Genomic DNA, 23,891 nt, shown 5'->3' with positions numbered 1-23,891 from the left:
ATCGACACGGAGGCGATGACGGAGTGGCTCGCCGAGCGAGTGGAGGTCGAGCAGCCGTTGACCTACGAACGTGTGGGTTTGGGTCAGTCCAACCTGACCTACCTGGCGACAGACGTCAGGGGTCGCCGGTTGGTGTTACGCCGTCCACCGATGGGCGAGATCCTCGCCTCCGCGCATGATGTCGCGCGGGAGCACCGGATTCTCTCGGCTCTCCAGGACACGCGGGTGCCCTTGCCTGTCGTCCACGGATTGTGCGAGGCCCCGGCGGTCGCCGACCGTCCGGTACTCGTAGTGTCCTTCGTCGACGGGCTGGTGCTCGATGATCGAGCGGATGCGGAGCGGCTCTCCGCGGCTGCTCGGCACGCTGTGGGGCTGTCTCTGGCGGAAACCCTGGCACGCATCCACGCTGTCGACCTGGAGGAAGTCGGTCTCGACGACCTCGCGAGCCGCAAGCCTTACGCCGCGCGCCAGCTGCGCCGGTGGAGCGGGCAGTGGGAGCTCTCCCGCACCCGCGATCTCGCCGATCTCGACCGGCTGACGGCCCGGCTGCGCGAGCGCGAGCCGGCGCCCGGTGAGATCACCCTCGTGCATGGCGACAGCCATCTACGCAACGTCATCGTCGACCCGGACGACGCGCAGGTGCGGGCGATCCTCGACTGGGAGCTGGCCACACTCGGCGACCCGCTTGCAGACCTCGGGACCCTGCTCGCCTACTGGCCCCAGGCGGGGGACCCGCCCACGATGCGATTCGATGCCTCGACCGTGCCTGGCTTCGCGACTCGGACCGAGCTCGTCGAGCACTATGCGGAGGTGTCGGGGCGCGATGTCTCGGATGTGCCCTTCTGGCATGGTCTCGGCCTGTGGAAGCTTGCGATCATCCTCGAGGGGGTCCGCCGGCGCCAGCTCGACGACTCACGAAACCTCACGGCGATGGGGCAGATACCGGCGGGGGCGGTTGACGAGCTCGTGACCTGCGCGCACACGGTGCTCGACGAAGCGGACTAGATTGAGGGCGGGCAGGGAGGAGTGGCTGCCCCTTCAGGGCTGACCTCGTGACTCTGCCCGCCTGGTATCGGTATCGCCCTCACCGCGGGCCTGGCACTTAGGTGTCCGCTCAAGACGTGTACGGCACCGTTTGGAGATGCCGCCGAATATCAGACGGCCGCTAGCGGTGAAGGCCGCGCCGGGATGGCACGAGGTCGTCAATGATTACGTTGGGCGCTGATTACGTTGGGCGCTCTCCCCTCTCGACTCTTAGACACCGTCGCGACTGCGGCGAATAGCCTGTTGAGGACATCTGCGGGGTCGCGAGGGTTTTTAAGCTCGTGCGTGGACGGTCGATCACCTCAAGTCGCCGCCGGGTACCGCACACCTGGTGCAGTGCCGCCTGGATGCCGTGGGCGGTGATCATGGTGGACCGGATACTCGGACCCGCCCCCCGCGTTGGCCGTGCCGCACCTCTCGCTGCGATTCTCGTCTGGCAGGGTCAAGGCCGAATGCGAACTAGCGCTACCCAACGGGCGGACCTCGCGAAGTGTGCCTCGGTGGACCGCCACAAAACCATGGGAACCCGATAGGTGAACAATTGACGGCAAACCATATTCGCGTAGGCCCGGCATTCGTTCCACGGCCGGTTTCATCTATCGCTTTGCCCCGGTTGGCAGTCTCAATTTTCGCCGTGCCCGGCAGTAGCTTCCGCCGAAGCTTTGCGCTATCGGGCTGGATCGGCATCTCGGATTGACCGGGGGGCATATTCACCAAGTGGGTCCACAGTCCAGTCCTCGGCAGTGGATTCAGCACGTGGGCGGTCGGGACCGTGATCCTGGGAGCCGGGACCGCGATGGTCTATCCGACGCTGTTGCCGGCTATCGGCGACGTGGCCCACCCCGTGTGGCGGGGACGAGCCGTCGGGGTCTACCGCGTGTGGCGCGACCTGGGTTACGCGGTCGGCGCGGTGTTCGGGGGAATCGCCGCCGACGCCATGGGGATGCATGCCGCGGTGTGGGCCGCCGCCGTGGTCAGCGCGGTGTCGGCGGCCGCCGTGGCGATCCGCATGTACGAGACCCTCACACCAGGCCCAGCTCACGTGCCCGCGCCACCGCCGCGGTCCGCGAGGTGACGCCGAGCTTGTCGAAGACGTGGACGAGGTGCGTCTTGACCGTCGCCTCCGACACGTGGAGTGACGCGGCGGCCTGCCGATTGGTCGCCCCGGTGGCGACGGCGCGCAGGACCTCCGCCTCCCGCTCGGTCAGCACCGGCCGCGGGTCGCGCATCCGGCTGATCAGCCGCGCGGCGACAGTGGGGGACAGCGCGCTCTCGCCGTCGGCGGCGGCGCGCACCGCGCCCAACAGCTCGTCAGGGCCGGCGTCCTTGAGCAGATAACCGCAGGCCCCGGCCTCGATGGCGCCGAGAATGTCCGCGTCCGTGTCGTGGCTCGTCAGTACCAACACCTGCGGGGGGTCGGCCAGGTCGCGGATCGCGGCGGTGGCCAGCACACCGGCGGTGGCATCCCCCGCGAACCGCAGGTCCATCAACACCACGTCCACGTCCCCGATCCGGCACCGCTCCACGGCGGCGCCGGCCGCCGCCGCCTCGGCGACCACCTCGATCGCGGGATCGGCGGCGAGCAGTGCACGCAGCCCGGTTCGCACCACCGCGTGATCGTCCGCGATCAGGACACGCGTCCTCGTCGTCGTCATCTCTCGTCTCCCAACCGGGTCCCCGGCGCCGTCTCCCGCACCGGCAGTACGGCGCGGACCACCGTGCCCGATCCCGGCTCGGAGTCGACCTCGAACCGCCCGCCCAGGTCGCCCACCCGCCGCGCCATGCCGTCGAGCCCGAACGAGGCGGCGGTGCGCGGGGCGGCGACGTCGAAGCCGCGGCCGTCGTCGGCGATCTCCAGGACCACGGCGGTGGGGGAGCCGGACAGGGTCAGTGTGATCCGCTGCGGCGCACCGTGCCGCACGGCGTTCGTCAGGGCCTCCTGCGCCACCCGGACGAGCACCGCGGCGAGCTCCGCCGGCGGCTCGGTGGAGGGCTCGGTGGAGGACTCGGTGGCGTGCTCGCCGGCGTTCCCGGTGGTGACGGACACCTCGAGCCCGGGATTCTCGGCCCGGCACCTCGCGGCCACACGGCCCAGCGCCCCGGCCAGCGACACGCCGTCGAGCGGCGCGGGCCGCAGGGCGGCGATGAGCCTGCGCGTCTCGGTGAGGTTCTCACCCGCCACCTCGCGGGCCAGACGGATCTGGTCGACGGCGGGGCTCGAGGGCGCGGTGCGCTCGGCCGCGTGCAACAGCATCCCGATGCTCGCGAGCCCCTGCGCGACGGTGTCGTGGATCTCCCCGGCCAATCGCGCGCGCTCGGCCTCCCGGCCCACCTCCCGTTCCCGCGCGGCGAGCGCCGAGCGGGTGGCCACGAGCTCGGCGATCACCTCCCGCCGGGCCTGGGACTCGCGGTGCAGTGCCCGCACACCGGCCCCCAGGCCAAGGGCCACGAGCGCTCCCACCGTCGGGCCGATGACCCCGGCGGGAGTGAACCCGTGATGCAGGCCCAGGCCGATGACCGCCACGGCGGCCAGCGCCGCCACCGCCGCGGTGCCCGCCCACACGCCGAGCAGGAACTGGACCAGGAAGAACAGAGGAAATACCAGGTAGGCGGCCTCGGGAACCCGGACCACCAGGCACGCCCACAACGCCAGGACCGCGACCAGCCAACCGGCCCGGACGGCGGCGGTCGTCGGGCGACGGCGCGCCCACACCGTCCCCGCGACGTACACGACCGTGAACCCCACGGCGGCGGCGACCGCCGGCGGATCGGGCATGCCGGAGGTGTCCCGGTGCGCGCTGACCAACGTGAGGGCCAGCAGTGCGGCCACCAACGTGTGCAGCGCCACCTGGAGCTGCGCGAACACCGCACGCACCCCCGCCGACTCGGGCGGGAGCTCGGCGGCGGTGGTCGGCGCCGGGGCAGGCGCGGCGGCGGACGCGGGCGCGGGGATCACCCGGTCGACGCTAGTCGCCGGTGGGGCACCCGGCATCCATCGAACGATGGAGGCCGGCCCCACCGTTCGACGCCGCGGAACCACCCTCGTGGCCGATCCGGTGCGGCGTCGGCGGGACGAGCCTGGAGGCAGACCCCACGACAGGCAGACCCCACGAAAGGGACCCCATGTTCTTCGCACTCCGCGAGCTCCGCACGGCGCGGTGGCGCTTCGCCCTCATCACGGGCGTCGTGCTGATGCTGTCCGTCCTGGTGGCGGGCCTGCTCGGCCTGACCGCCGGGCTGGCTCACCAGAGCGTGTCCGCGCTCCGGGCGCTCGGCGCGGACGGCTCCGGCTTCGTCCTCCCCGCCGACGACTCCGGCGCCGTCGACCTCGACCGCGCCGCACTCACCGCCGACCAGGTGGCCGCCGTGGCCGCCGGGGACCCGTCGGCCGTCCCGGTGGGACTCGCCCGGATCACCCTGGACGAGGGCACCGAGACCGGCGTCTCCGTCGTCGCAGTGGGACTGGCCGACGAGGTGGGGTCGGTGGCGCCACCGGCGCCGGGGGAGGTCCTGGTCTCCGACGGTGTCGACGACGAGGTGGGCGCCGACGTCGGCGTGATCAGCCTCGGGGGCAGCGCGTTGGCGGTCGCCGGACACACCGGTGATCTCTGGCATTCGCACACCCCCGTCGTCGTCACCGACCTCGACACCTGGCACTCGCTCGCTCCGCGCGGCGGGGCGGCCACCACCGTGGCCGTGGCGGCGGGCGCCGACCCGGATGCCGTCGCCGCCGAGGCCGGCCTCACGCTGGTCGACTCCGATGGACTCGTCGGAGCGCTGCCCTCGCACCGGGCCGAGAACACCTCGCTGAGCACGATGACCACCATGCTCCTCGCCGTCACCGCTCTGGTCGTGGGCTCGTTCTTCGCCGTCTGGGGGATGCAGCGCCGACGTGACGTCGCCGTGCTCAAGGCGCTCGGGGCGTCCACCGCCGCGGTCGTCCGCGACTCGGTCGGCCAGGCCGCGGTCGTCCTGGCCGTGGGCGTCGTGGGCGGGGTCGGGATCGCCGCCCTGGTCGGCCTGGCCGTCGGCGGCACCGTGCCGTTCGTCGTCTCGGCCGGGACCACCCTCGTGCCGGCCGCGTTGCTCGCCGTGCTCGGCCTCGCGGGCGCCGCCATCTCGCTGCGGCCCGTGCTGACCGCCGACCCCAACTCGGCACTGGGGGCGGCCCGATGAACGGCTCCGAGTCCGGCACCTGCTTCACCTCGTCGTCGTCGACCCAGGCGTCCTCACCGCGACCCACCACCAGGAGAACCGCCATGCCCCGTACCGCACTGACCCGTACCGCCCTCCACGATGCCCCCGTGACCACCGCGCCCGTCCCGACCGCCCTGGGGATGGAGAACGTCGTCCTGACCTTCCCCGACGGCCACGGCAGGGTCACTGCCGTCGACGACGTCTCGCTCTCGATCGGGCGGGGCCGCAGCCTCGCGGTGACCGGGCCCTCGGGATCGGGGAAGTCGAGCCTGCTCGCCGTCGCGGCGACACTCGCCCGACCGGACTCCGGGCACGTGTGGCTGGAGACCGGGGGCGGGGCGGTGGACCTGGCCGCGGTGGACGCGCGCCGGGGGGCCGAGCTGCGCCGACGCGAGATCGGCATCGTGTTCCAACAGGCCAACCTCATCGAGTCACTCACGGCCCGGGAACAGCTCGAGGCCATGGTGTGGCTGGGGTCGCGGCCGTCCCGCGCCCGACGGCTCCACGCCCGCGAGCGCGCCGACGAGCTGCTCGGCGTGGTGGGCCTGGGTGATGCCGCGGACCGGTCGGTCGGGGCGCTGTCCGGCGGGCAGCGGCAGCGGGTGGCCGTGGCGCGCGCGCTGATGAGCGGGCCGTCGCTCCTGCTCGCCGACGAGCCGACGAGCGCGCTCGACTCCGCGTCCGGTCGGGTCGTCATGGACCTCCTGCTCGGTACCGCGCGTGAGCTCGACGTGGCGCTGATGCTCGTCACGCACGACGCCACGATGGCGGCCCGGTGCGACGCGCAGGTCCACCTGGTCGACGGAGCGATCACCACCGCGGCGCCCGGCAGTAGTTTTTCCTGATTTTCCCGGTCCGCGTCCCTACGCTGGGGCGATGACCATCGACGACGGCGACACCCGGCCCTCCACCGGGGCGTCCCGGTGGAGGGCACCGGCGGCGGGCGCCGGGTTCCTGCTGGCCCTCCTGGCGGTCTTCGCCGAGCTGGCGTTCGCCGTCTCCGACGACGAGACCGTCTCCCTGGACCGGCCGGTGATGATGTGGGTGCACGGGGCCACGACCCCCTGGCTCACGGCCGCGGCGGAGACCGCGAGCTACCTCGGTGGCCAGTTCGTGCTCGCGGCCTCCGTCGTGATCGCGCTGCTGCTGTGCGTCCTGCGCAGGTTCGGGGGCGCCTTCCTCGTGCTGGCCGCGGTGTACGGGTCGTCCAGGCTCAACGTCGCCTACAAGCCGGCCTTCGAGCGGTCGCGCCCGGATTTCTGGGAGCACCTGTCGGCGGAGAACACCTTCTCCTTCCCCAGTGGGCACGCGATGGGGTCGATGTCGCTCGCGGCGCCGCTGGTCGTCCTGACCTGGGGCAGCCGGTACCGGTGGGCCGCGCTCGCGGTGGCGGTGGTCTACGTCCTCGCGGTCGGCGCGTCCCGCGTCTACCTGGGGGTCCACTTCCCCAGCGACGTCCTCGCGGGCTGGTGTCTGACCGTGCTGTGGGTCGGGATCCTCGTGGTGATCCTGCTGCTCGTGACCCGCGTGCTCCGCCGATACGCGCCGACGCTCGCGGACTGGGTCTGACTCCGGTCCGGCACGGTTCGGCGGCTCGGGACCCCGGCCCGGTCGGGCGGTCTAGGATCGGCGGGAGTGGGCCCCGCGGGGCTCGGAACCCGGACAGTAGTGGGTCGAGGAGGCACCATGACCATGAACTCTCATCCGGTGACGGGTGCTCAGGCCCCGGCGGATCGTCGCCACCGCGTCGTCATCATCGGGTCGGGTTTCGGAGGCCTCGCCGCCGCCCGCGCCCTCGACAAGGCGGACGTGGACGTCACGCTGGTCGCCAGGACCGGCCACCATCTCTTCCAGCCCCTGCTGTACCAGGTGGCGACCGGGATCCTGTCCGTCGGGGAGATCGCTCCCTCCACCCGGTTGGTCCTCCGCGATCAGGAGAACGCCACCGTCGCACTGGGGGAGGTGGACCGGATCGACGTGACCGCGCGGACCGTCCATGCGACCGCCGGGCACGTGGACTTCGAGCTCGAGTACGACAGTCTCGTCGTCGCCGCCGGTGCCAACCAGTCCTACTTCGGGAACGATCACTTCGAGCGCTGGGCTCCCGGCATGAAGTCCATCGACGACGCCCTGGAGCTGCGGAGCAGGATCATGGGCTGCTTCGAACAGGCTGAGGTGACCGAGGACGACGCGGAACGTCGTCGCCTCCTGACGTTCGTGGTGGTCGGCGCCGGTCCCACGGGCGTGGAGATGGCCGGGCAGATCGCGGAGCTGGCGCAGCGGACCCTGAAGAACAGCTTCCGCCGGATCGACCCGGGCCGGGCCCGCATCATCCTCATCGATGCCGCCCCGTCTGTACTGCCGCCCTTCGGACCGAAGCTCGGCAACGCGGCCCGCAGGCGGCTGGAGGAACTGGGTGTGGAGATCCAGCTCAACGCCATGGTGACCGATGTGGACTACAGCGGAATCGAGGTCAAGGACCCCGACGGATCGCTCCGCCGGATCGACTCGACCTGCAAGATCTGGTCGGCCGGGGTCCAGGCGAGCCCACTGGGCCAGATGCTCGCCGACCAGACCAGCGCCGAGGTGGACCGGGCGGGCCGGGTCCTGGTGAACCCGGATCTCTCGTTGCCCGGGCACCCGGAGATCTTCGTGATCGGCGACATGATCAACCTCGACAACCTGCCGGGTGTCTCCCCCGTCGCCATCCAGGGCGGCAAGTACGTCGCCAAGCAGATCGTCCGCGAGGTCGAGGGGGGACGGTCCCCGTCCGAGCGCCCGCCGTTCAAGTACTTCGACAAGGGGTCGATGGCGACGGTGTCGCGCTACAGCGCGGTGGCCAAGATCGGGCCGCTCGAGCTCCACGGCTTCCTCGCCTGGGTCCTGTGGCTGGTGGTGCACCTGGCCTTCCTCATCGGCTTCCGGAACCGCGTCATCACCCTGCTGTCCTGGGGACTGCACATCGGTGACCACCGCTCGCACCTGAACTCCACCGCCCGGTGGGTCTACGCACGTCAGGCCATCGCCGAGGCGCAGGAGCGGGAGCGTCGGGACGCCGACCGCGCGGTGTCGGACTGACCCGACGCCGCCGCGGGCCCCGGACACCGAATCGCGGGAAACGCTCAGTCTGGAACCTGGGCACGGCACTACACTGCCCTCATCACGACCGCCCACATCACGGACAAGGGCTGGAGGACGGCCATGGGCACGCTGACCTACACCGCGACCGTCTCTGTCGACGGGTACGCCGCGGACGCGAGTGGCGACTTCAACTGGTCCGCCCCGAGCGGCGAGGTGTTCCGGTTCCACGTGGAACGCCTGGGGCCCGTCGTCCACGAGGTGCTCGGCCGGCGGACGTACAAACTGATGGAGTACTGGCTGTCGCCACCGGTGGACGACTCGTGGAGCCCCGACGAGCACGAGTTCGCGGAGAGGTGGAAGGCGATCCCCCGCACCGTGGTGTCCTCGTCGATGACCGCGAACGACCTCGTCTCCGATCGTGATCGCCTCGTCCCGCGACTCGACCTGGACACTCTGCGCCGCATCGTCGATGAGGCGCCGGGCGAGGTGGAGATCTTCGGACCCACCACGGCCGGCGCGGCGATCCGCGCGGGGCTGGTCTCGGATCTCCGGTTGTTCGTCGTCCCCAGGGTCGTGGGCGGCGGACTGCGCGCGCTGCCCCCGGACACGACGCTGGACCTGGAGCTCGCCGCCCATCGCGTCTTCGCCGGCGGGACCGCGTACTCCCACTACCGGACGCGCTGACCCGGCGCACGGCATCACCAGCGCCACCCCTGCGCGCCGCCTCGCCAGCACGCCGCATCACCCGCACCACCCCCGCACGCCCCGGCGGCGGGGGAGGGATTGGACACCGTGCGCAACGATCGCGAAAATCGACGGGCTGATCTGTGCCACGTGCACAGCCACCACCGGTCAGGGTGACCCACATCACCTGGCCGCCTACGCTTGTCGCGGTCGACGGTCGGTGGTCGACAGTAGATGCGCCGTTCAGACGCCCTAGGAGGAACATGGCAACGCCGGACGGGTCCACAGGGCCCCACGGGACGGGTACCGCGGTCCCCGAGACGATCTCGGCCGAGCCGGTGCCCCGGCGCCGGATCATCCTCGCCTCGCTCATCGGGACCACGATCGAGTTCTACGACTTCTACATCTTCGCGACGGCCGCGGTGTCGGTCTTCCCGCTGCTGTTCTTCGCAGGCGGTGACTCCGGCACCGCTCTGCTGGCCTCGATGGCCACCTTCGGTACGGCGTTCATCGCGCGGCCGCTCGGGTCCATCGTCTTCGGTCACTACGGGGACCGTCTCGGCCGAAAGGTCACCCTCGTCGGCGCGCTGCTGACCATGGGTATCGCGACGTTCCTCATCGGCCTGCTGCCGACGATCCACCAGATCGGTCTCTGGGCCCCGGCGATGCTGACGATCCTGCGCTTCTTCCAGGGCATCGGCCTGGGCGGCGAGTGGTCGGGCGCGGCGCTCCTGGCCTCCGAGACGGCGCAACCGGGCAAGCGCGCGTTCGCCGCCATGTGGCCGCAGCTCGGCGCGCCGTTCGGCTTCATCCTCGCCAACGGCATCTTCCTGCTGCTCACGATCTGGTTCTCGTACGATTCCACCGCCGCGGAACTGGGCGACCCGTTCCTGGTGTGGGGCTGGCGTCTGCCCTTCCTGTTGTCGATCGTGATGGTCGCCGTCGGCCTCTACGTACGGCTCCGCATCGAGGAGACGCCGGTCTTCGCCCGGGCGATCGCCAACAACGAGCGGGTCAAGACCCCGGTCTCGGAGGTGTTCCGCAGGAACTGGTGGGAGATCATCCTCGGCACGTTCATCATGCTGGCCACGTACGGCCTGTTCTACCTGATGACCACATGGATCCTGTCGTTCGCGATCGGCGGCGCGGACGCCGGCGGGCTCGGTTACGGGTACCGGTCGTTCCTCATCATCCAGGTGATCGCGATCGTCCTGTTCGCCGCGTTCGTGCCGGTGGCCGGCCTCCTGGCCGACAAGCTGGGGCGCCGTCGGATGCTCATCGGCGTCACCGCCGCCATCATCCTGTTCGGCCTGAGCTTCGGTTGGTGGCTCGACCCGGACGCGATGGGTACGGGCGAGGACCTTGACGTGGTGCGGATGCTGCTCTTCCTGTGCGTCGGCATGATGCTCATGGGGCTGACCTTCGGGCCGATGTCCGCGGTGCTTCCCGAGTTGTTCCCCACCCACACGCGCTACACGGGCTCGGGAGTGGCGTACAACTTCTCCGCGATCCTGGGCGCGGCGCTGACCCCGTTCGTCGCGGTGTGGCTGGTGCAGAACTACTCGGTCGCCTACGTCGGCTACTACCTGGTCGGCCTGAGCGTGCTCACCATCATCTCGCTGGTCCTTGCCCCCGAGACCAGCAAGACGTCCATGTACTCGGACGAGTCCGGCATCCGGACGAACTGAGTACCCGGTCGATCTGACCCCGCGGGGCCGCCCCGACCGCGACGGCAAGACCCCGGGAAGGCACGACCCCGCGATACGAGACCCCGGGACCGATGTGGTCCCGGGGTCTCGTGTCGTCTGGATGGTTGCGGTCGCGGATGGGTGGGGGCGACGACGACGACGAGGTTGTCACCGACGGCACCCGGCGGGGCCGGGTGCGCGGCCGCCGATCAACTCCTCAGCGGGAAAGCGCGGGCCACGTTGAGGACACCGAGGACGACGAGGGAGATCGCGAAGAGCCACCAGAGGAACCCCGCGCCCCACACCGGGGTGCTGAGCAGCGCGAATCCGGCGAGGACGGAGATGATCGCGAAGATGACCGTCACCGCGCTCGACCCGGTCTCGCCGAGGGTGAACAGAGCGGTGAAACCCTCGACGATCCACATCACGCCGATCATGACCGTGACGAAGAGAGCGAGGAACGCCGCCGACTCCTGGAGAGGCGAATGCATAGGCGCCGGCGAGGATGAACAGCACTCCGAGGAGGGCGTGGCCGATCCTGCTGCCCGTGCTCTGCCACCTGGCGACGGCCGCCACAGCGATGTAGACGATGCCGGCCGCGATCGCGTAGACGGCCAACACCCCGGTCACGGCGAGGGCGGTCTTGACGGGCCAGAACAGGACCGCGATGCCGAAGCCCACGGCGATGAGGCCGCCGATCAACAACGCGACGCGAAACGGATTCACGGTGCGGGTGGGTGCGGACGCGTGACTTGGTGCGGGCACGGCGGGGGCTCCGATCGGGTTGGAGGGGGAGGTTCGACCAAAAGTGAACGAATATTGGACTTACCCGATCTCGGTCGTACGGAGTTCCCGTGCCGTGTCGTCAGTCGCGCGCGACCTCGCGCAGCTCGCCGGTGCCGACGTCGTAGACGAAGCCGCGGACGGCGGTGGCGTGGAGCAGGAACGGATCGGACTCGACGCGGGCGATCGACTGGCGCACGTCGGCCTCCGGCTCGGGGAACGACTCCGGCGCCCAGCGGGGCCGCTGGCCGGTGTCGGACTCGATCCGGTCCTTGAGGTCGTCGTCGCGGAAGGTGAGCATCCCGCAGTCCGTGTGGTGGATCAGGACGATCTCCTCGGTGCCCAAGAGGCGCTGGCTGATCGTCAGCGAGCGCAGGACGTCGTCGGTGACGACCCCACCGGCGTTGCGGATGACGTGCGCGTCGCCCTCGGTCAGGCCCAGCAGGCCGTACGGGTTGAGACGGGCGTCCATGCAGGCCACCACGGCGATCTTCCGCCCGGGCGGCATGGGCAGGTCGCCCTTGTCGAAGTCGGCCTGGTAGGCCTTGGCGGCCTCGAGCAGTTCGTCGGTGACGGTCATGGCCGAAGGCTAGTCCCGTTTCGGCGGTCCGGCCAGGATTCGTCTCGCGCTGCCGGAAACCCGGCGCGGCGGGTCAGGCGGGGGAGCGCAACGGCATCTCGTGCACCTCGCGCACGAACTCCGGCAGTGGCCCGGCCGTGCGCAGGACCTCGGCGATCGACGGATCCGCCAAATGCAGACGACCCACGGAGATGAGGTCGAACTCGCCGCGCTCCATGCACTCCACGACCGCATCGATGTTGTCCGCGGCGATGGCCGGCTTGCCCGACTTCTGCTCGCGCAGGGACGTCCCGATCCCCACCCCGCCCACGGCGCCGGACGGCAGGCCGGTGAGCCGGCGGGCCCATCTGGCCAGGGTCACCTCGCCGTCGTCACCTCCCAGGTCGGGGAATGCCGCGTCGCTGAACCGCCTGGTCGAGGCGTCGAGCAGATCGACCCCGGCCTCGGCGAGTGCGCCCAGGTAGACGCCCAGTTCGTCGGGAGTGGTCGCCTTGCGGACCGTGTAGTCCTGCTGAGTGTGCTGGGAGAAGCGGTAGAACAGCGGCGCGTCGGGGCCGAGCGCGGCGCGGACGGCGGACACGACCGCGGCGGGGAAGCGACTGCGTGCGGCCAGGTCACCGCCCCAGTCGTCGGTGCGGCGGTTGGTGTCGGCCCAGACGAACGCGTCGAGCAGATACCCGTGGCCGCCGTGCAGCGTCACGCCGTCGAATCCGGCCTCCATCGCCAGGCGCGCGGAGCGGGCGAATGCGTCGATGACCTCGGAGATGTCGGTGTCGGTCATCGGCGGGACCTCGGGCGACCAGCGGGCGACGCTGCGTTCGGAGTACGTGGTGACGCCCGGGGTTCCCCACCGGCCGGACGGGCGCATGGGGTGCATCTCCATCAGCCGGTCGCGGTGGGCCCGGTCGAAGCGGGCGTTCGCGCCCCAGAGCGGGCCGACATGCCAGAGCTGGGCGATGATCCGGCCGCCGGCGGCGTGGACGGCGTCGGTGACCACACGCCAGGCCGATACGGATTCCGGCGTGTCGAGGCGGGGGATCCACGAATGGTCGACCGAGGTCGGGTGGTCGACGCCGATGCCCTCGGTCACCACGAGTCCCGTTCCGCCTGCGGCCCGGTCGGCGTAGTAGTCGCGGTTGACCTCGTCCGGCAGGCCGTCGGGGCAGCCCATGCGGGTCATGGGGGACATGACGAGGCGATTGGCCAGGTGCAGCGACCTGACCTCGAGGGGACGGAACAGGGCCTCACGGCCCGGGGCGACCGGCGGGGTGGCGATACGCGACGTCATGATGCGCGACCTCTTTGTTTCCTCGGGCGGTCGTCTCGGGCCTCGATCTCGAGACTCTCGCGGATTGACGAGTGTCAGTTGTGATCGAGGTTACCTAAGCGGGTCAGCGGATGTCGCATCGGCGGTGGCCGCGCTGGACATCCCACCTAGCCTGCGGCGTCCGCGAGCGCGACCCGGATCGCCTCGTCGATCCCCGTCATCTCCCAGTCCCCGGGGAGCAGCCCCGCGGCGGGATCACCCACCACCATGTCGTGTTGCAGGCTCTCGATCAGCGCGCTGACCGTCGCCCCGTCCTGATCGACCAGGGGTGCCAGTCCGGCGGCGACGAGGTCCCACGGCACCCCGGGCACGGGGAGGCGCACCGTCGGCAGCCCGGCGATGCGGGAGTAGCGCGCGAGCAGCGCGGGGTAGGTCAGGGCCTCCCCGCAGCCGAGGTCCGCGTGGCCGGTGCGGGGCTCTCCGTCCAGGGCGTGACACAGGGCCTCCACGACGTCCCGCTCGGCGACGGGCTCGACCCTCCGGTGTCGCATCCATCGGGGCACCGGCTGGACGGGGAGCAGCTCGCAGAGCGTGCGGAGGACCTCGAAACTCGTCGAGCCCGCGCCCAGGATCACCCCGGCCCGGAGCGTGAACACGGGCGTGGACCCGGCCGAGAGCAGTGATTCCACCTCGAGCCGCGACGCCATGTGTTGCGAGAGCGGCAGCCGGTCGTCCCCCGAGGGGGCCAGTCCGGAGACGTAGATACACCGCTCCGTGCCGGCGGCGGCCATCGCCCGGCGCATCGCCTCCGCGCCTTCGGCGTCCTCGCGGCGGAAGTCGGCGCCGCCGCCCATCCGGTGGACCAGGTAGACCACCTCGTCGACCCCGTCGAGGGCCGCCGCGAGACTCGCCGGGTCGAGGACGTCGCAGCGCACGGTCTCGACCCGATCGGACCAGGGGTGCGTCGCGGCACGGCCGGGGTCCGTGACGCCGGCCCGGACGCGGTGACCACGGGCGAGCAGGGCGGGTACCAGGCGCGAGCCGAGATACCCGCCGGATCCCACGACCAGGACGGTCATTCCGCGTCGAGATCCTGCTCGATGAGCGCGGCGATCTCGGCCACCGCGTCGGCGTCCTCTCCGCTGACGGTCACCGTGGCGCCCTTCTCGGCGCCGAGCGCCATGATGAGCATCGCGGACGCGGCGTCGGCCTCCTCGTCGTCGTAGGTGATCTCGATGTCGGTCTCGTACTTCTCGGCGGCCTCGGCGATGATCCCCGCGGGGCGGGCGTGGAGGCCCTCGGCCGATCCGACGGTGACGGTGGTGCTGGGCATGGTGTCTCCTCTGTGTATTCCGGTGGCCGGGGGTTCCCCCGTCATCGTGCAGGTTCTGGTGTCAGGCCGCGACCGGCTGTGCTGCGGCGGCCGGGGCCGGGGTGGGCTCGCGGCGGGTGGTCTTGGCGACCACCACGGCCGCGCACGCGACGAGGGTGCCGGCGAGGATGGCCAGGAGGTAGCCCCAGACCGGGTTGATGGCGAACACCACGAACAACCCGCCGTGGGGCGCGTACGACTCGACCGAGAACGCCATGATGAGCGCACCGGTCACGGCGCCACCGGCCATCATCGACGGGATGACGCGGAGCGGGTCGGCGGCGGCGAAGGGGATCGCCCCCTCGGTGATGAAGCTGGCGCCCAGCAGGAACGCGGCGCGGCCGTTCTCCTGCTCCACCGGGCTGAACAGGCGCTTGCGCACGACGGTCGCCAGGCCCATCGCCAGTGGCGGAACCATGCCGGCGGCCATCACCGCGGCCATGATCCGCAGCGTTGCGGGGTTGTCGGCGACCAGCCCGGCCGTGGCGAACGTGTACGCCGCCTTGTTGATCGGCCCGCCCAGGTCGAAGCACATCATCAGTCCCAGGATGACGCCCAGCAGGATCACCGAGGAGCCGGTCATGCCACCCAGCCACGACTCCATGGCGGAGGTCAGCGAGGCCAGCGGACGGCCGAGCAGCAGGAACATCAGCAGGCCGATCGCCAGCGAACCGATGAGCGGGATGAGCACCACCGGCATGAGGCCGGCGAGCCACCGCGGGGTCTTCCAGGTGGTCATCCACCGCACGAGGTAGCCGGCGAGGATGCCGGTGACGAGCGCACCGATGAACCCGGCACCGAGGGTCGCCGACAGCGCACCGCCGACGAAGCCCGGCGCGATGCCGGGACGGTCGGCCAGGCCGTAGGCGATGTAGCCCGAAAGCACGGCGATCATGAAGCCCATCGCGGCCTGGCCGATCGCGAACAGCACGGCTCCCATGTAGAGCCGCAGCCCGGAGTGGGTGAGGGCTTCGGCCCCGGCGGTCCCGGCGGACACGATCTCGCCGTCGAGGTACCACACCTCCCCGGGCAGGTCGGTGAGTGAGAACCCGGTGGCGAGCTCTTCCCACACGAACGCGACGTCGTACCCGGCGAACAGGAATCCCAGTGCGAGCAGGAGCCCGCCGGCGGCGACGAACGGGATCATGTACGACACGCCGGTCATGACGGCGCGCTGCAGGCCGCGAGCCCAGTGCTCGTCGGAGCCGGACCCGCCCCCCGAGCCGGAGCCGCCGTCGGCGGTGCCGGAGTCCGCCGACACGCGCCGTGCCCGGGGGTCCTGGGCCGCGGCCAGCGCCTCGTCGAGGACCTGGTCGGGCGCGTCGATGGCCTTCTTGACCCCGTACTCGACGACGGGTTTGCCGGCGAACCGGCCGCGGTCGCGCACCCCGACGTCGGTGGCGAACACGACCGCGTCCGCGGCGTCGATCACCGCCGCGTCGAGGGGGGTGGCCCCGGCCGAGCCCTGGGTCTCCACGTGCAGTTCGACGCCGCGCGCCTCCGCGGCCTGGGCGAGCGAGTCGGCGGCCATGTAGGTGTGGGCGATGCCGGTGGGGCAGGCGGTCACCGCGACCACCCGGGCCGGCGCCGCGCCCGATGCCGCGCCCGATGCCGCGCCCGCTGCCGAACCGGGGGTCGAGGACGACGACGAGGTCTTCTCCTCCGGCCTGAGCACGCCCTCGATGACCGCGACCGCCTCGTCCGGCGTGGCGGCCGACCGGAGGGAGTCCACGAACTCGGAGCGCACCAGGTTTCGGGCGAGGGTGGCCAGGATCTTCAGGTGGTCCTTGCCGCCGCCGGCGGGGGCGCCGATCATCAGCACGAGGTCGGCGGGGCCGTCCTTGGCGCCAAAGTCGACGGGCGGGTCGAGCCGCGCGAAGGCCAGGCTCGGCGCGGACACCGCCTCGGACTTGCAGTGCGGGATCGCGATCCCGCCCTTCATGCCGGTGGCCGCCTTGTCCTCGCGGGCGAACAGATCGCGTACGAGCGCGTCGTGGTCGTCGGCCCGGCCGGCGTCGACGAGGGTCCGGGCCAGCGCCCGGATCACCTCCTGCTTGGTGCCGCCGAGGTCGGCGTCGAGCCGCACCGCGGCGGTCTCGATGATCGGCTGGTTCATTGCCGTGCTCCGTGTTCTTCCGAGGGTGCTGGTTTGAGAGGTGCTGGGTTGGGAGGGTGCTGGGTTGGGAGGGTGCTGGGTGGGAGGCCGCCGGGTGGGGGGTCGCGGTCTGTGGGTGCTGGGCGCCCGTGCGGCGGGTCAGTCGAGTCGCCGCACGGTGGCGCGGAACGTGGTCGGGTCGAGGCCCAGCGGCAGTCCGGTACCGGGCAGTGAGGCGGCGACGCTGCCGTGGTTGACCGCCCAGACCAGCCGGTCCCGCGGCGGGAGTCCGCGGGACTCGGCCAGCAGATATCCCGCGAGCGCGGAGTCTCCGGCCCCGACCGTGGATCTGACGTGCACGGGTGGGGTGTTCGCGTACCACGCCTCGTCGTCGTCGATCAGGACGGCACCGGCGCCGCCCAGGGTGACCAGGGCTGCGCCCACGCCGCGGGCGCGCAACGCCCGCGCGGCGTCCACCACGGGGGTCGTGTCACCGGCGGCGGCGCGACGCTCCAGCTCGGAGCCGTCGACGCCGGCCAGCTGCCCGAGCTCCTCGCCGTTGGGTTTGACCAGGTCGGGCGCCGCGTCGGGCAGGCGTGCCGCGAGGGCGGCCAGTGGTGCGTCGGAGGTGTCGACGGCGAGGCGGGCCCCCGCGGGGCGGAGTGCACCGACCAGGTCCGCGTAGAAGTCGTCCGGCACGCCGCGTGGCAGGGACCCGCACAGCACCACCCACGCCGCGTCACCGGCTAGGGCGGCGACCGTGGAGCGGGCCCGGTCGATCGCGGCGCTGTCGAGCTCGGGGCCGGGGGCGTTGATCTTGGTGGTGGTTCCGGCGGGGTCTGCGAGGGTGAGGTTGATCCGCACCGCGCCGTGCGCGGGGACGACGGACGTCGCGACGCCGGCCCCGGCGCACATCGCCACGAACGGGTCGTCCGCCGGGGCCGGGAACACCGCCTCCGCCCGGACCCCTCCGCCGGCGAGGACGCGGGCGACGTTGACGCCCTTCCCGCCCGGGGAGTCGTCGACGGCCGCGATGCGGTTGACCCCGCCCACGGTGAGCGGCGCGGGCAGCTGCGCGGTCCGGTCCACCGACGGGTTCATGGTGAGCGTGACGATCATGGCAGCACGACCTCGATTCCGTGGGTGTCCAGCGCCGTGGCCAGCGGGCCCGGCGGGGGAGCGTCGGTGACCAGGACGTCGACCCCGTCCAGCGGGGCGAACGAGACCAGGAACTCGTGACCGAACTTGCTCGAGTCCGCGAGCACCACCACCCGGCGGGCCGCCCGGCACATGGCGTTCTTGACCGCCGCCTCGTCCGGGTCCTGGGTGGTGAGGCCGCGCTCGGGGTGGAGGCCGTTCGTGCCCACGAAGGCGACATCGACCCGGATCGACTCCAGCGCCCGGAGCACCGACGGACCCACGCACGCCCCCGTGAGGCCGCGGACCGTCCCGCCGAGGACGTGGAGGTCCTCCGACGCCGCGCGGTGCAGGCCGTCGGCGATGGGGACCGAGTTCGTGATGAGGGTGAGGCCGTGGTCGGCGGGCAGCGATTCGGCCAGGCGGTCCGTGGTGGAGCCGGCATCGAGCAGGGCCGCGCCCCCCACGGCGGGGAGCAGCCGCAACGCAGCCCGGCCGATCGCGGACTTCGCGTCCACGTTCTCCGACCGCCGCGCGGCCAGGGTGCGTTCGACGCGGCCACCGGGCACCGCCGGGACCGCCCCGCCGTGGGTGCGTTCGAGGTGCCCCTCGGATTCCAGGAGCGACAGGTCTCGGCGGATCGTCTCGGCACTCACGTCGAGGCCGGCCGCGAGTTCGGCGACGGTCACCCGCCCGGAGGCGGCCAGCGCCTCCGTGATGTGTCGCCGTCGTTCGCTCCCGTACATGGGCTCCGACCTCTCCGCTGTGGTGACCGATTGTGTTGGATTCTGCCCGATACGGTTGGAAAGTCAAGCCGATTTAGTTATTCTCGTCACATAACCGATCGATGAGCCGGACGAGGGCGTCCGGTCCGCTAGGAGTTCCCATGACGCAGCAGTCGAAGTCCGGGACGGTCATCCGCGGCACCGGCGTGGTCGCCGGACTGGCCTACGGGCCCGCCCGGTGGGTCGTCAGGCAGGATGTCCTCGACCCGGGGGCCGCGGGCGCGGCCGCGGGCGCGGAGGGGGCCGAAGCCGCGGCGGGAACCGGAGCCGCGGCGGGAACCGAGGCAGCGGCCGCGCCGGACGAGGAGCAGGTCGAGAGGGGGCGCGAACGCTTCGTCGCGGCGGCCCGGACCGTGGCCGACCGCCTGGATCAACGGGCCGCCCTGGCCACCGGCGTCAGCGCAGAGGTCCTGTCCGCCAACGCCGTCCTCGCCCGCGACCGCGGCTGGGCCAAGGCGGTGGTCAAGGAACTCAAGAAGGGCGCGGCGGTCGAGGCCGCGGCCGTGGCGGCGACGGAGACGTTCGCCGCGATGTTCGCTCGTGTCGGCGGTCGACAGGCCGAACGCATTACCGACCTCCGCGACATCTGCGCGCGCGTCGTGGCCGAGCTGCGCGGCCTGCCCGAGCCGGGCGTCCCCGACTTCGACGCGCCGGGCGTGCTCATGGCCGACGACCTCGCCCCGGCGGACACCGCCGGGCTCGACCCGGCCATGGTGCTGGCGATCGTCTGCGAGCACGGCGGGCCCACCTCACACACGGCGATCATCGCCCGGCAGCTCGGCATCCCGTGCATGGTCGCCGCCGGGGGACTCGCCGCGATCACCGACGGCGCCGACGTGCTGGTGGACGCCGCCGCGGGCACGGTCACCGTCGAGCCCGAGGAGGGCCCGGCCCGAGCGGCGGCCGAGGCGGACCGGCGCACCCGGGCCGCCGCCGCCGACTGGAGCGGCCCCGCCGTCCTGGCCGACGGGCACGCCGTGCGCCTGCTGGCCAACGTCCAGGACGGTGAGGGGGCCGAGAACGCGGCGTCGGGCCCGGCCGGCGGGATCGGCCTGTTCCGCACCGAGCTGGCGTTCCTCGACCGGGCCGCCGAACCGACCCACGACGAGCAGGTCGACCTCTACGCCCGGGTCCTGGCCGCATTCCCGGACGGCCGGGTCGTCACGAGGACCCTCGATGCGGGCTCGGACAAACCGCTGGCGTTCGCGGGCATGACCGAGGAGGACAACCCGGCCCTGGGCGTCCGCGGCATCCGCGTGGATCTCATCGACCCCGGGCTGCTGGACCGGCAGCTCGACGCCCTCGCCGCGGCCGGCCGCCGGGTGGGCGGGGCGCAGTCCTCACCGTGGGTCATGGCCCCCATGGTCGCCACCGTCGACGAGGCCCGCGACTTCGCCGACCGGTGCCGGCGGCGCGGCCTGACGCCCGGGATCATGGTCGAGGTGCCGTCGGTCGCGGTGGCCGTCGACAGGTTCCTCCCGCACGTTGACTTCCTGTCGATCGGCACCAACGACCTCACGCAGTACGTCATGGCCGCCGACCGGATGTCGTCCGACCTGGCAGCCCTCACCGACCCCTGGCAACCCGCCGTGCTCCGGCTCATCCGGGCGGTTGCCGAGGCCGCGGGCCGGTCGCCGGACGGTCGCACGATCCCGGTCGGGGTGTGCGGTGAGGCGGCGGCGGACCCCAACCTGGCGTGCGTCCTGCTAGGGCTCGGAGTCAGCTCGCTCTCCGTGGCCACCGCCGCGCTGCCGTTCGTCGGAGCCGCCCTGGCGGGGGCCACCCTCGAGCAGTGCCGGGAGCTCGCGGCCCTGGCGTTGGACAGTGACACGGCGCTCGACGCCCGGGACGCGGTGCTGGCCGCACGAAGCTGACCGTCCCGCTCGGCGCGGCCGTCCCGCTCGGCGCGGCCGTCCCGCTCGGTGCGACCGTCTCGCTCTGCGCGACCGGGCTGTGGTGCCCGGATCGCGGAGTTACCGTCGGTGACGACGGAAGGGATTCGACTGTGGACCTGCGTGGCGACATGACCGTGGACCAGACCATCGACACGGCGGACGGCACCGCGGAGGCGTTCGTCTCGCGGCCCGAGACCGCCGAGCACGACGTGCCGGGCGTGCTGCTGTTCCCGGACATCTTCGGTCTGAGGCCGCAGATACGCACGATGATGGATCGCATCGCGAGCTGGGGTTACGTCGTCCTCGCGCCGAACGTCTTCTACCGCTCCGGCACCGTCGACGACCTGGCCCCGACCGTCGATCTACGCGAACCGGGCGAGCGGGACGGCTACATCGCGAAGGTCTTCCCTCTGATGGAGGGACTCACCTCGGACCTGTCGCGACCGGACACCGCCGCCTACCTGAACGCGCTGCTGACGCTGCCCGGGGTCACCGGCGACGTGGGGGTCATCGGCTACTGCATGGGAGCGCGACTCGCGTTGCGCGCGGGCGGGGACCACACGGACCGCGTCGCCACCGTCGGGGGATTCCACGGCGGCGGGTTGGCGACGGACGAGAGCGACAGTCCCCACCTGAGTCTCGCGACCACCCGGGCCGCCGTCCTCCTGCGTCACGCTGACGACGACCCGTCGATGCCGCGGGAAGGGATGGACGTCATCGCGTCCCTGGCCCGGGAATCCGGTGTGCCCCTGGACCAGGACGTCTACCCCGGTGCCCCCCACGGGTACTCGATGGCGGATACGTCGATGTACGACGAGACCGCCGCGGAACGGCACTTCGAGGACCTGCGCGAGCACCTGGCACGGCGCCTCGCGCGCCACGGTGAATGAGCTGAGCCCGGACGGAGACCCCCGGCCCACCGCGGCCCTCACGGCCCCTCGGTTACTCCCGCCCGTCACGATGAACTCTCGCCTGCCCGCCGGGGCACGCGAGGCGCCAGGCGCGGGAGCGGATGCCGGGAGGTCCGGGGCGCAGTGGTGCGTCCCGCCCCGGGACGTCAGACGTCGACGGTCTCCGAGGGGCCCGAGCGGGCCAGGGCCGCGAGCTGGCGGGTCGTCGCTCCCGGCAGGTACGCCCGGCCGATCGCCACACCGATCCGCGGCAGGTCCGCCTCGTCGCGGAAACACAGGTAGACGGGCTCGATCCTCGGATTGAACTTCGACTTGAACTGGTGGAGCGACCGGAACCCGTAGTAGGGCTCGAGTGCCTGACCCAGCAGATCGAGTCCGCGGTCGAGGACGGCCACCTCGTCGTCGTCGCCACTACGCGCCAACGGGGCACCGGACAACGAGACGTAGTCGGCGCCTTCGTCCTTGAACTCCAGCGCGGAGCGGGCGATGAGGAACTCGACCATGTTGTTCGCGCCGGGGCCGTTGCGCTTGCGCATGAGATCCAGGGTCCAGCCGCGTACGCCACCGTCGGGCTCGCCGCGGTAGACCGGCAGCCAGGACAGCGCCGCCTGGACCACCCCGCCGGAGTCCACGGCCAGCGCGATGCGGACGTCGTCGTCGAGCGCCTCCTCGACCGTGCCGAGCGTGAAACCCATCTCCGGCAGCTCCTTGTCTCCGACCCACTGCTCGGAGATCTCCCGCACCTGCGCCAGCACCGCCGCGGGTTGCTCGCGCAGTAGCCCCGAAACGTAGGTGGTGCCGCTCTTGTCCGCCTTGTTCATCGCGGACCGGATCTTCTGCCACTTCTTGCCCGCGAAGGCCAGGTCGGGAAGATCCATGATGGTGTCCTCGGCGATCTGCAGCGCCCGCCACCCGTGCGCGCGCATCCGGTCGGCCGTCTCCCCGGATACCGAGAACAGGCACGGGACGGCGGCCTGCGCCTCGGCGAAGTCGACGAACGAACTCAGCAGCACGTCGCGATCGGCGGGGTCGGCGACCGGGTCGGCCAGCGCGATGATGGTGCCGACGTGCATCCGGTACCCCACGACGCCCGCCGAATCGGGACCCGCGGTGCTCGTGCCCGCGCCGAAGAAGTAGTTCATCGGCTGCCACGTGATCATCCACGACATCGTGCTGCCTCCGTGGCGACGGATGAGCTCACGGACGCGCTCCACCACGTCGTCCGAGTGGACGCGCGACCCGGTCACCCGTCGCCGCACCCGCACGCCGAACGCGCCCCGGCCCACCACCAGCAGCACGGCCTCGCCCACCCAGAGCAGACCGGTACCGAGGGTGACGGCGCCGAGGGACTCGAAGTCCGCGGCGACGACCAGGACCGTGACGACGAGGGTGACCACCGCGGTGACCAGGGCATAGGCGAGGGCCACGCCCCACGCTGCCCGGTAGCCACGGCGCAGCAGCTCCGCCGTGGCCGCGGCGATGAGGACGGACAGGAGCATACCGACCAGGTTCACGTCCTCGGCCTCGGTGGGCCCGAGGGGGCCGTCGGAGGGCAGGAAGTACACCACCACGTGGACCGCGGCGATGAACCACATGCCCGCCGACACCACGAGCCGGGTCTCCCGTCGCGTCCGCGGCCGCAGGCCGTGCTCGGTGCCGGAGAAGAACCGCTCGCCGACGGCGAGGAACACCACGAACGCGATGAAGTGGGTGAGGTCGGCCAGGCTCCCGACGAACAGGAACGACACGATCACATAGCCGTAGAGCAGCGCCCGCGCGCGCAGTCGCCAGGGCGAGACGAGGGTGGCCGTGGCGGCGGCGAGCACGGCGATCACCGCGGTCGAGCAGCCGACGTCCAGCACCACCGACAGCTCCGTGGCCCACTCCCAGCCGACCGCGTCGCCGGGGACGATCACGGCGACCGCCCCGAGCACGCCGATGAGCTGCCCGCCGGCCGCGGTCAGTGCCGTACGCACCGGGCCCAGGCGCCACTCGCCCATCCCGATGCCCGCCGCCACCAGCACCAGCAGGGACACGTGCTGCAGCGGGGTTAGCCCGAGCCAGGGCCCGGTCACGAGTGTCCACCAGCGGCCGCCCTCCAGCGCGGGCACACCGTAGGCGACGTCGGGGAACCAGGTGGCGTCGCGGGCGCTGCGCCACAGGGCCTCCAACGCCACTCCGGTGACGAGCAGCGCGGCGACGATCACCGCCGTGACGGGGAGCCGTCGCGCCGCCGTGGCGACCGCGCGGGCGGCGACGGTCACGGGTGAGGGCGCGGCGGGCTCGTCGGACTTCTCTGTCAGCTGGTCGGTGCTCACGGGGTCCTCCGGGGGCGGCGCACGGCGAGGGGCCGGGGTGGGGGCGGATGGTCC

General features: G+C 71.9%; 20 protein-coding genes and 2 pseudogenes. 10 read left to right on the top strand and 12 right to left on the bottom strand.

The genetic code is table 11. The features are described from left to right. Window positions 1-15 precede the first annotated feature (15 nt). Window positions 16-1,005, top strand: a complete 990-nt coding sequence (locus VZF99_RS15670; protein ID WP_407336149.1) for a phosphotransferase family protein — start codon at window positions 16-18, stop codon at window positions 1,003-1,005. A 784-nt stretch (window positions 1,006-1,789) separates the two neighbouring features. Then, a pseudogene (locus VZF99_RS15665) lies at window positions 1,790-2,119 on the top strand (MFS transporter); the annotation flags it as partial. On the opposite strand, the gene VZF99_RS15660 reads toward VZF99_RS15665, so the two are convergent. After that, a complete protein-coding gene (locus VZF99_RS15660; protein ID WP_154830046.1) occupies window positions 2,067-2,699 on the bottom strand; it encodes a response regulator transcription factor in 633 nt (210 codons plus the stop codon). The pseudogene VZF99_RS15665 and the gene VZF99_RS15660 sit on opposite strands and share 53 nt — an antisense overlap. Continuing rightward, window positions 2,696-4,000, bottom strand: coding sequence for a sensor histidine kinase (locus VZF99_RS15655; RefSeq protein ID WP_407335300.1), 1,305 nt, complete (start codon window positions 3,998-4,000; stop codon window positions 2,696-2,698). The genes VZF99_RS15660 and VZF99_RS15655 overlap by 4 nt, the downstream gene beginning before the upstream one ends. A gap of 167 nt (window positions 4,001-4,167) precedes the next feature. On the opposite strand from VZF99_RS15655, the gene VZF99_RS15650 reads away from it, so the two are divergent. The 6 genes from VZF99_RS15650 to VZF99_RS15625 all read left to right on the top strand — a co-directional run bounded on the left by VZF99_RS15650 (window position 4,168) and on the right by VZF99_RS15625 (window position 10,694). Then, window positions 4,168-5,220, top strand: a complete 1,053-nt coding sequence (locus VZF99_RS15650) for an FtsX-like permease family protein (RefSeq protein WP_407335299.1) — start codon at window positions 4,168-4,170, stop codon at window positions 5,218-5,220. A gap of 161 nt (window positions 5,221-5,381) precedes the next feature. Beyond that, window positions 5,382-6,086: an ABC transporter ATP-binding protein gene (locus VZF99_RS15645; RefSeq protein ID WP_407336148.1), complete on the top strand. Its 705-nt coding sequence runs from the start codon at window positions 5,382-5,384 to the stop codon at window positions 6,084-6,086. A 31-nt stretch (window positions 6,087-6,117) separates the two neighbouring features. After that, window positions 6,118-6,810, top strand: coding sequence for a phosphatase PAP2 family protein (locus tag VZF99_RS15640; protein WP_407335298.1), 693 nt, complete (start codon window positions 6,118-6,120; stop codon window positions 6,808-6,810). 117 nt (window positions 6,811-6,927) lie between these two features. Further along, window positions 6,928-8,319, top strand: a complete 1,392-nt coding sequence (locus VZF99_RS15635) for an NAD(P)/FAD-dependent oxidoreductase (protein ID WP_120285560.1) — start codon at window positions 6,928-6,930, stop codon at window positions 8,317-8,319. Between the two features lie 123 nt (window positions 8,320-8,442). Beyond that, on the top strand, window positions 8,443-9,006 hold the full coding sequence (locus VZF99_RS15630; protein ID WP_253002759.1) for a dihydrofolate reductase family protein: 564 nt from the start codon (window positions 8,443-8,445) through the stop codon (window positions 9,004-9,006). Between the two features lie 263 nt (window positions 9,007-9,269). After that, window positions 9,270-10,694, top strand: coding sequence for an MFS transporter (locus VZF99_RS15625; protein ID WP_120285558.1), 1,425 nt, complete (start codon window positions 9,270-9,272; stop codon window positions 10,692-10,694). Window positions 10,695-10,903: 209 nt separating this feature from the next. Here VZF99_RS15625 and VZF99_RS15620 read toward each other — a convergent pair whose 3' ends face one another. The 9 genes and pseudogenes from VZF99_RS15620 to VZF99_RS15580 all read right to left on the bottom strand — a co-directional run bounded on the left by VZF99_RS15620 (window position 10,904) and on the right by VZF99_RS15580 (window position 18,674). Then, a complete protein-coding gene (locus VZF99_RS15620) occupies window positions 10,904-11,185 on the bottom strand; it encodes a hypothetical protein (RefSeq protein ID WP_407336160.1) in 282 nt (93 codons plus the stop codon). Between the two features lie 52 nt (window positions 11,186-11,237). Continuing rightward, window positions 11,238-11,375, bottom strand: a pseudogene (locus VZF99_RS15615) (DUF308 domain-containing protein); the annotation flags it as partial. A 184-nt stretch (window positions 11,376-11,559) separates the two neighbouring features. Continuing rightward, on the bottom strand, window positions 11,560-12,057 hold the full coding sequence (locus tag VZF99_RS15610) for a carbonic anhydrase (protein ID WP_120285556.1): 498 nt from the start codon (window positions 12,055-12,057) through the stop codon (window positions 11,560-11,562). Window positions 12,058-12,130: 73 nt separating this feature from the next. Then, complete coding sequence (locus tag VZF99_RS15605; RefSeq protein ID WP_407335297.1) at window positions 12,131-13,345, bottom strand: 12-oxophytodienoate reductase; 1,215 nt, start codon at window positions 13,343-13,345, stop codon at window positions 12,131-12,133. A 146-nt stretch (window positions 13,346-13,491) separates the two neighbouring features. Continuing rightward, window positions 13,492-14,403: an NAD(P)H-binding protein gene (locus tag VZF99_RS15600; protein ID WP_407335296.1), complete on the bottom strand. Its 912-nt coding sequence runs from the start codon at window positions 14,401-14,403 to the stop codon at window positions 13,492-13,494. Further along, the gene (locus VZF99_RS15595) at window positions 14,400-14,657 is read right to left on the bottom strand and encodes an HPr family phosphocarrier protein (protein ID WP_067713081.1); all 258 of its coding nucleotides are present in this window, start codon (window positions 14,655-14,657) and stop codon (window positions 14,400-14,402) included. The genes VZF99_RS15600 and VZF99_RS15595 overlap by 4 nt, the downstream gene beginning before the upstream one ends. Window positions 14,658-14,718: 61 nt before the next feature. Next, the gene (locus VZF99_RS15590; RefSeq protein ID WP_407335295.1) at window positions 14,719-16,812 is read right to left on the bottom strand and encodes a fructose-specific PTS transporter subunit EIIC; all 2,094 of its coding nucleotides are present in this window, start codon (window positions 16,810-16,812) and stop codon (window positions 14,719-14,721) included. Window positions 16,813-16,950: 138 nt separating this feature from the next. After that, on the bottom strand, window positions 16,951-17,910 hold the full coding sequence (locus VZF99_RS15585; RefSeq protein ID WP_407335294.1) for a 1-phosphofructokinase family hexose kinase: 960 nt from the start codon (window positions 17,908-17,910) through the stop codon (window positions 16,951-16,953). Continuing rightward, entirely contained in the window at window positions 17,907-18,674 is a 768-nt protein-coding gene (locus VZF99_RS15580; RefSeq protein ID WP_407335293.1) for a DeoR/GlpR family DNA-binding transcription regulator, read from the bottom strand. Before VZF99_RS15580 ends, VZF99_RS15585 begins: the two co-directional genes overlap by 4 nt. A gap of 140 nt (window positions 18,675-18,814) precedes the next feature. On the opposite strand from VZF99_RS15580, the gene VZF99_RS15575 reads away from it, so the two are divergent. Further along, on the top strand, window positions 18,815-20,587 hold the full coding sequence (locus VZF99_RS15575) for a phosphoenolpyruvate--protein phosphotransferase (protein ID WP_407335292.1): 1,773 nt from the start codon (window positions 18,815-18,817) through the stop codon (window positions 20,585-20,587). A gap of 131 nt (window positions 20,588-20,718) precedes the next feature. After that, on the top strand, window positions 20,719-21,498 hold the full coding sequence (locus tag VZF99_RS15570; protein WP_407335291.1) for a dienelactone hydrolase family protein: 780 nt from the start codon (window positions 20,719-20,721) through the stop codon (window positions 21,496-21,498). Window positions 21,499-21,665: 167 nt separating this feature from the next. Here VZF99_RS15570 and VZF99_RS15565 read toward each other — a convergent pair whose 3' ends face one another. Beyond that, on the bottom strand, window positions 21,666-23,837 hold the full coding sequence (locus VZF99_RS15565; protein ID WP_407335290.1) for a bifunctional lysylphosphatidylglycerol flippase/synthetase MprF: 2,172 nt from the start codon (window positions 23,835-23,837) through the stop codon (window positions 21,666-21,668). Window positions 23,838-23,891 lie beyond the last annotated feature (54 nt).

The organism is Dietzia kunjamensis, from assembly GCF_045689975.1.
GTDB classification, from domain to species: Bacteria; Actinomycetota; Actinomycetes; order Mycobacteriales; family Mycobacteriaceae; genus Dietzia; species Dietzia kunjamensis.
Note: the sequence above shows the minus strand (reverse complement) of the source record. Positions and strands in the feature narration are given on the sequence as shown.

Coding starts and splice junctions, on each gene's coding strand:
- VZF99_RS15670 (WP_407336149.1), top strand. CDS start 16: ATGACGGAGTGGCTCGCCGAGCGAGTGGAGGTCGAGCAGCCGTTGACC.
- VZF99_RS15660 (WP_154830046.1), bottom strand. CDS start 2,699: ATGACGACGACGAGGACGCGTGTCCTGATCGCGGACGATCACGCGGTG.
- VZF99_RS15650 (WP_407335299.1), top strand. CDS start 4,168: ATGTTCTTCGCACTCCGCGAGCTCCGCACGGCGCGGTGGCGCTTCGCC.
- VZF99_RS15645 (WP_407336148.1), top strand. CDS start 5,382: ATGGAGAACGTCGTCCTGACCTTCCCCGACGGCCACGGCAGGGTCACT.
- VZF99_RS15640 (WP_407335298.1), top strand. CDS start 6,118: ATGACCATCGACGACGGCGACACCCGGCCCTCCACCGGGGCGTCCCGG.
- VZF99_RS15635 (WP_120285560.1), top strand. CDS start 6,928: ATGACCATGAACTCTCATCCGGTGACGGGTGCTCAGGCCCCGGCGGAT.
- VZF99_RS15630 (WP_253002759.1), top strand. CDS start 8,443: ATGGGCACGCTGACCTACACCGCGACCGTCTCTGTCGACGGGTACGCC.
- VZF99_RS15625 (WP_120285558.1), top strand. CDS start 9,270: ATGGCAACGCCGGACGGGTCCACAGGGCCCCACGGGACGGGTACCGCG.
- VZF99_RS15620 (WP_407336160.1), bottom strand. CDS start 11,185: ATGCATTCGCCTCTCCAGGAGTCGGCGGCGTTCCTCGCTCTCTTCGTC.
- VZF99_RS15610 (WP_120285556.1), bottom strand. CDS start 12,057: ATGACCGTCACCGACGAACTGCTCGAGGCCGCCAAGGCCTACCAGGCC.
- VZF99_RS15605 (WP_407335297.1), bottom strand. CDS start 13,345: ATGACGTCGCGTATCGCCACCCCGCCGGTCGCCCCGGGCCGTGAGGCC.
- VZF99_RS15600 (WP_407335296.1), bottom strand. CDS start 14,403: ATGACCGTCCTGGTCGTGGGATCCGGCGGGTATCTCGGCTCGCGCCTG.
- VZF99_RS15595 (WP_067713081.1), bottom strand. CDS start 14,657: ATGCCCAGCACCACCGTCACCGTCGGATCGGCCGAGGGCCTCCACGCC.
- VZF99_RS15590 (WP_407335295.1), bottom strand. CDS start 16,812: ATGAACCAGCCGATCATCGAGACCGCCGCGGTGCGGCTCGACGCCGAC.
- VZF99_RS15585 (WP_407335294.1), bottom strand. CDS start 17,910: ATGATCGTCACGCTCACCATGAACCCGTCGGTGGACCGGACCGCGCAG.
- VZF99_RS15580 (WP_407335293.1), bottom strand. CDS start 18,674: ATGTACGGGAGCGAACGACGGCGACACATCACGGAGGCGCTGGCCGCC.
- VZF99_RS15575 (WP_407335292.1), top strand. CDS start 18,815: ATGACGCAGCAGTCGAAGTCCGGGACGGTCATCCGCGGCACCGGCGTG.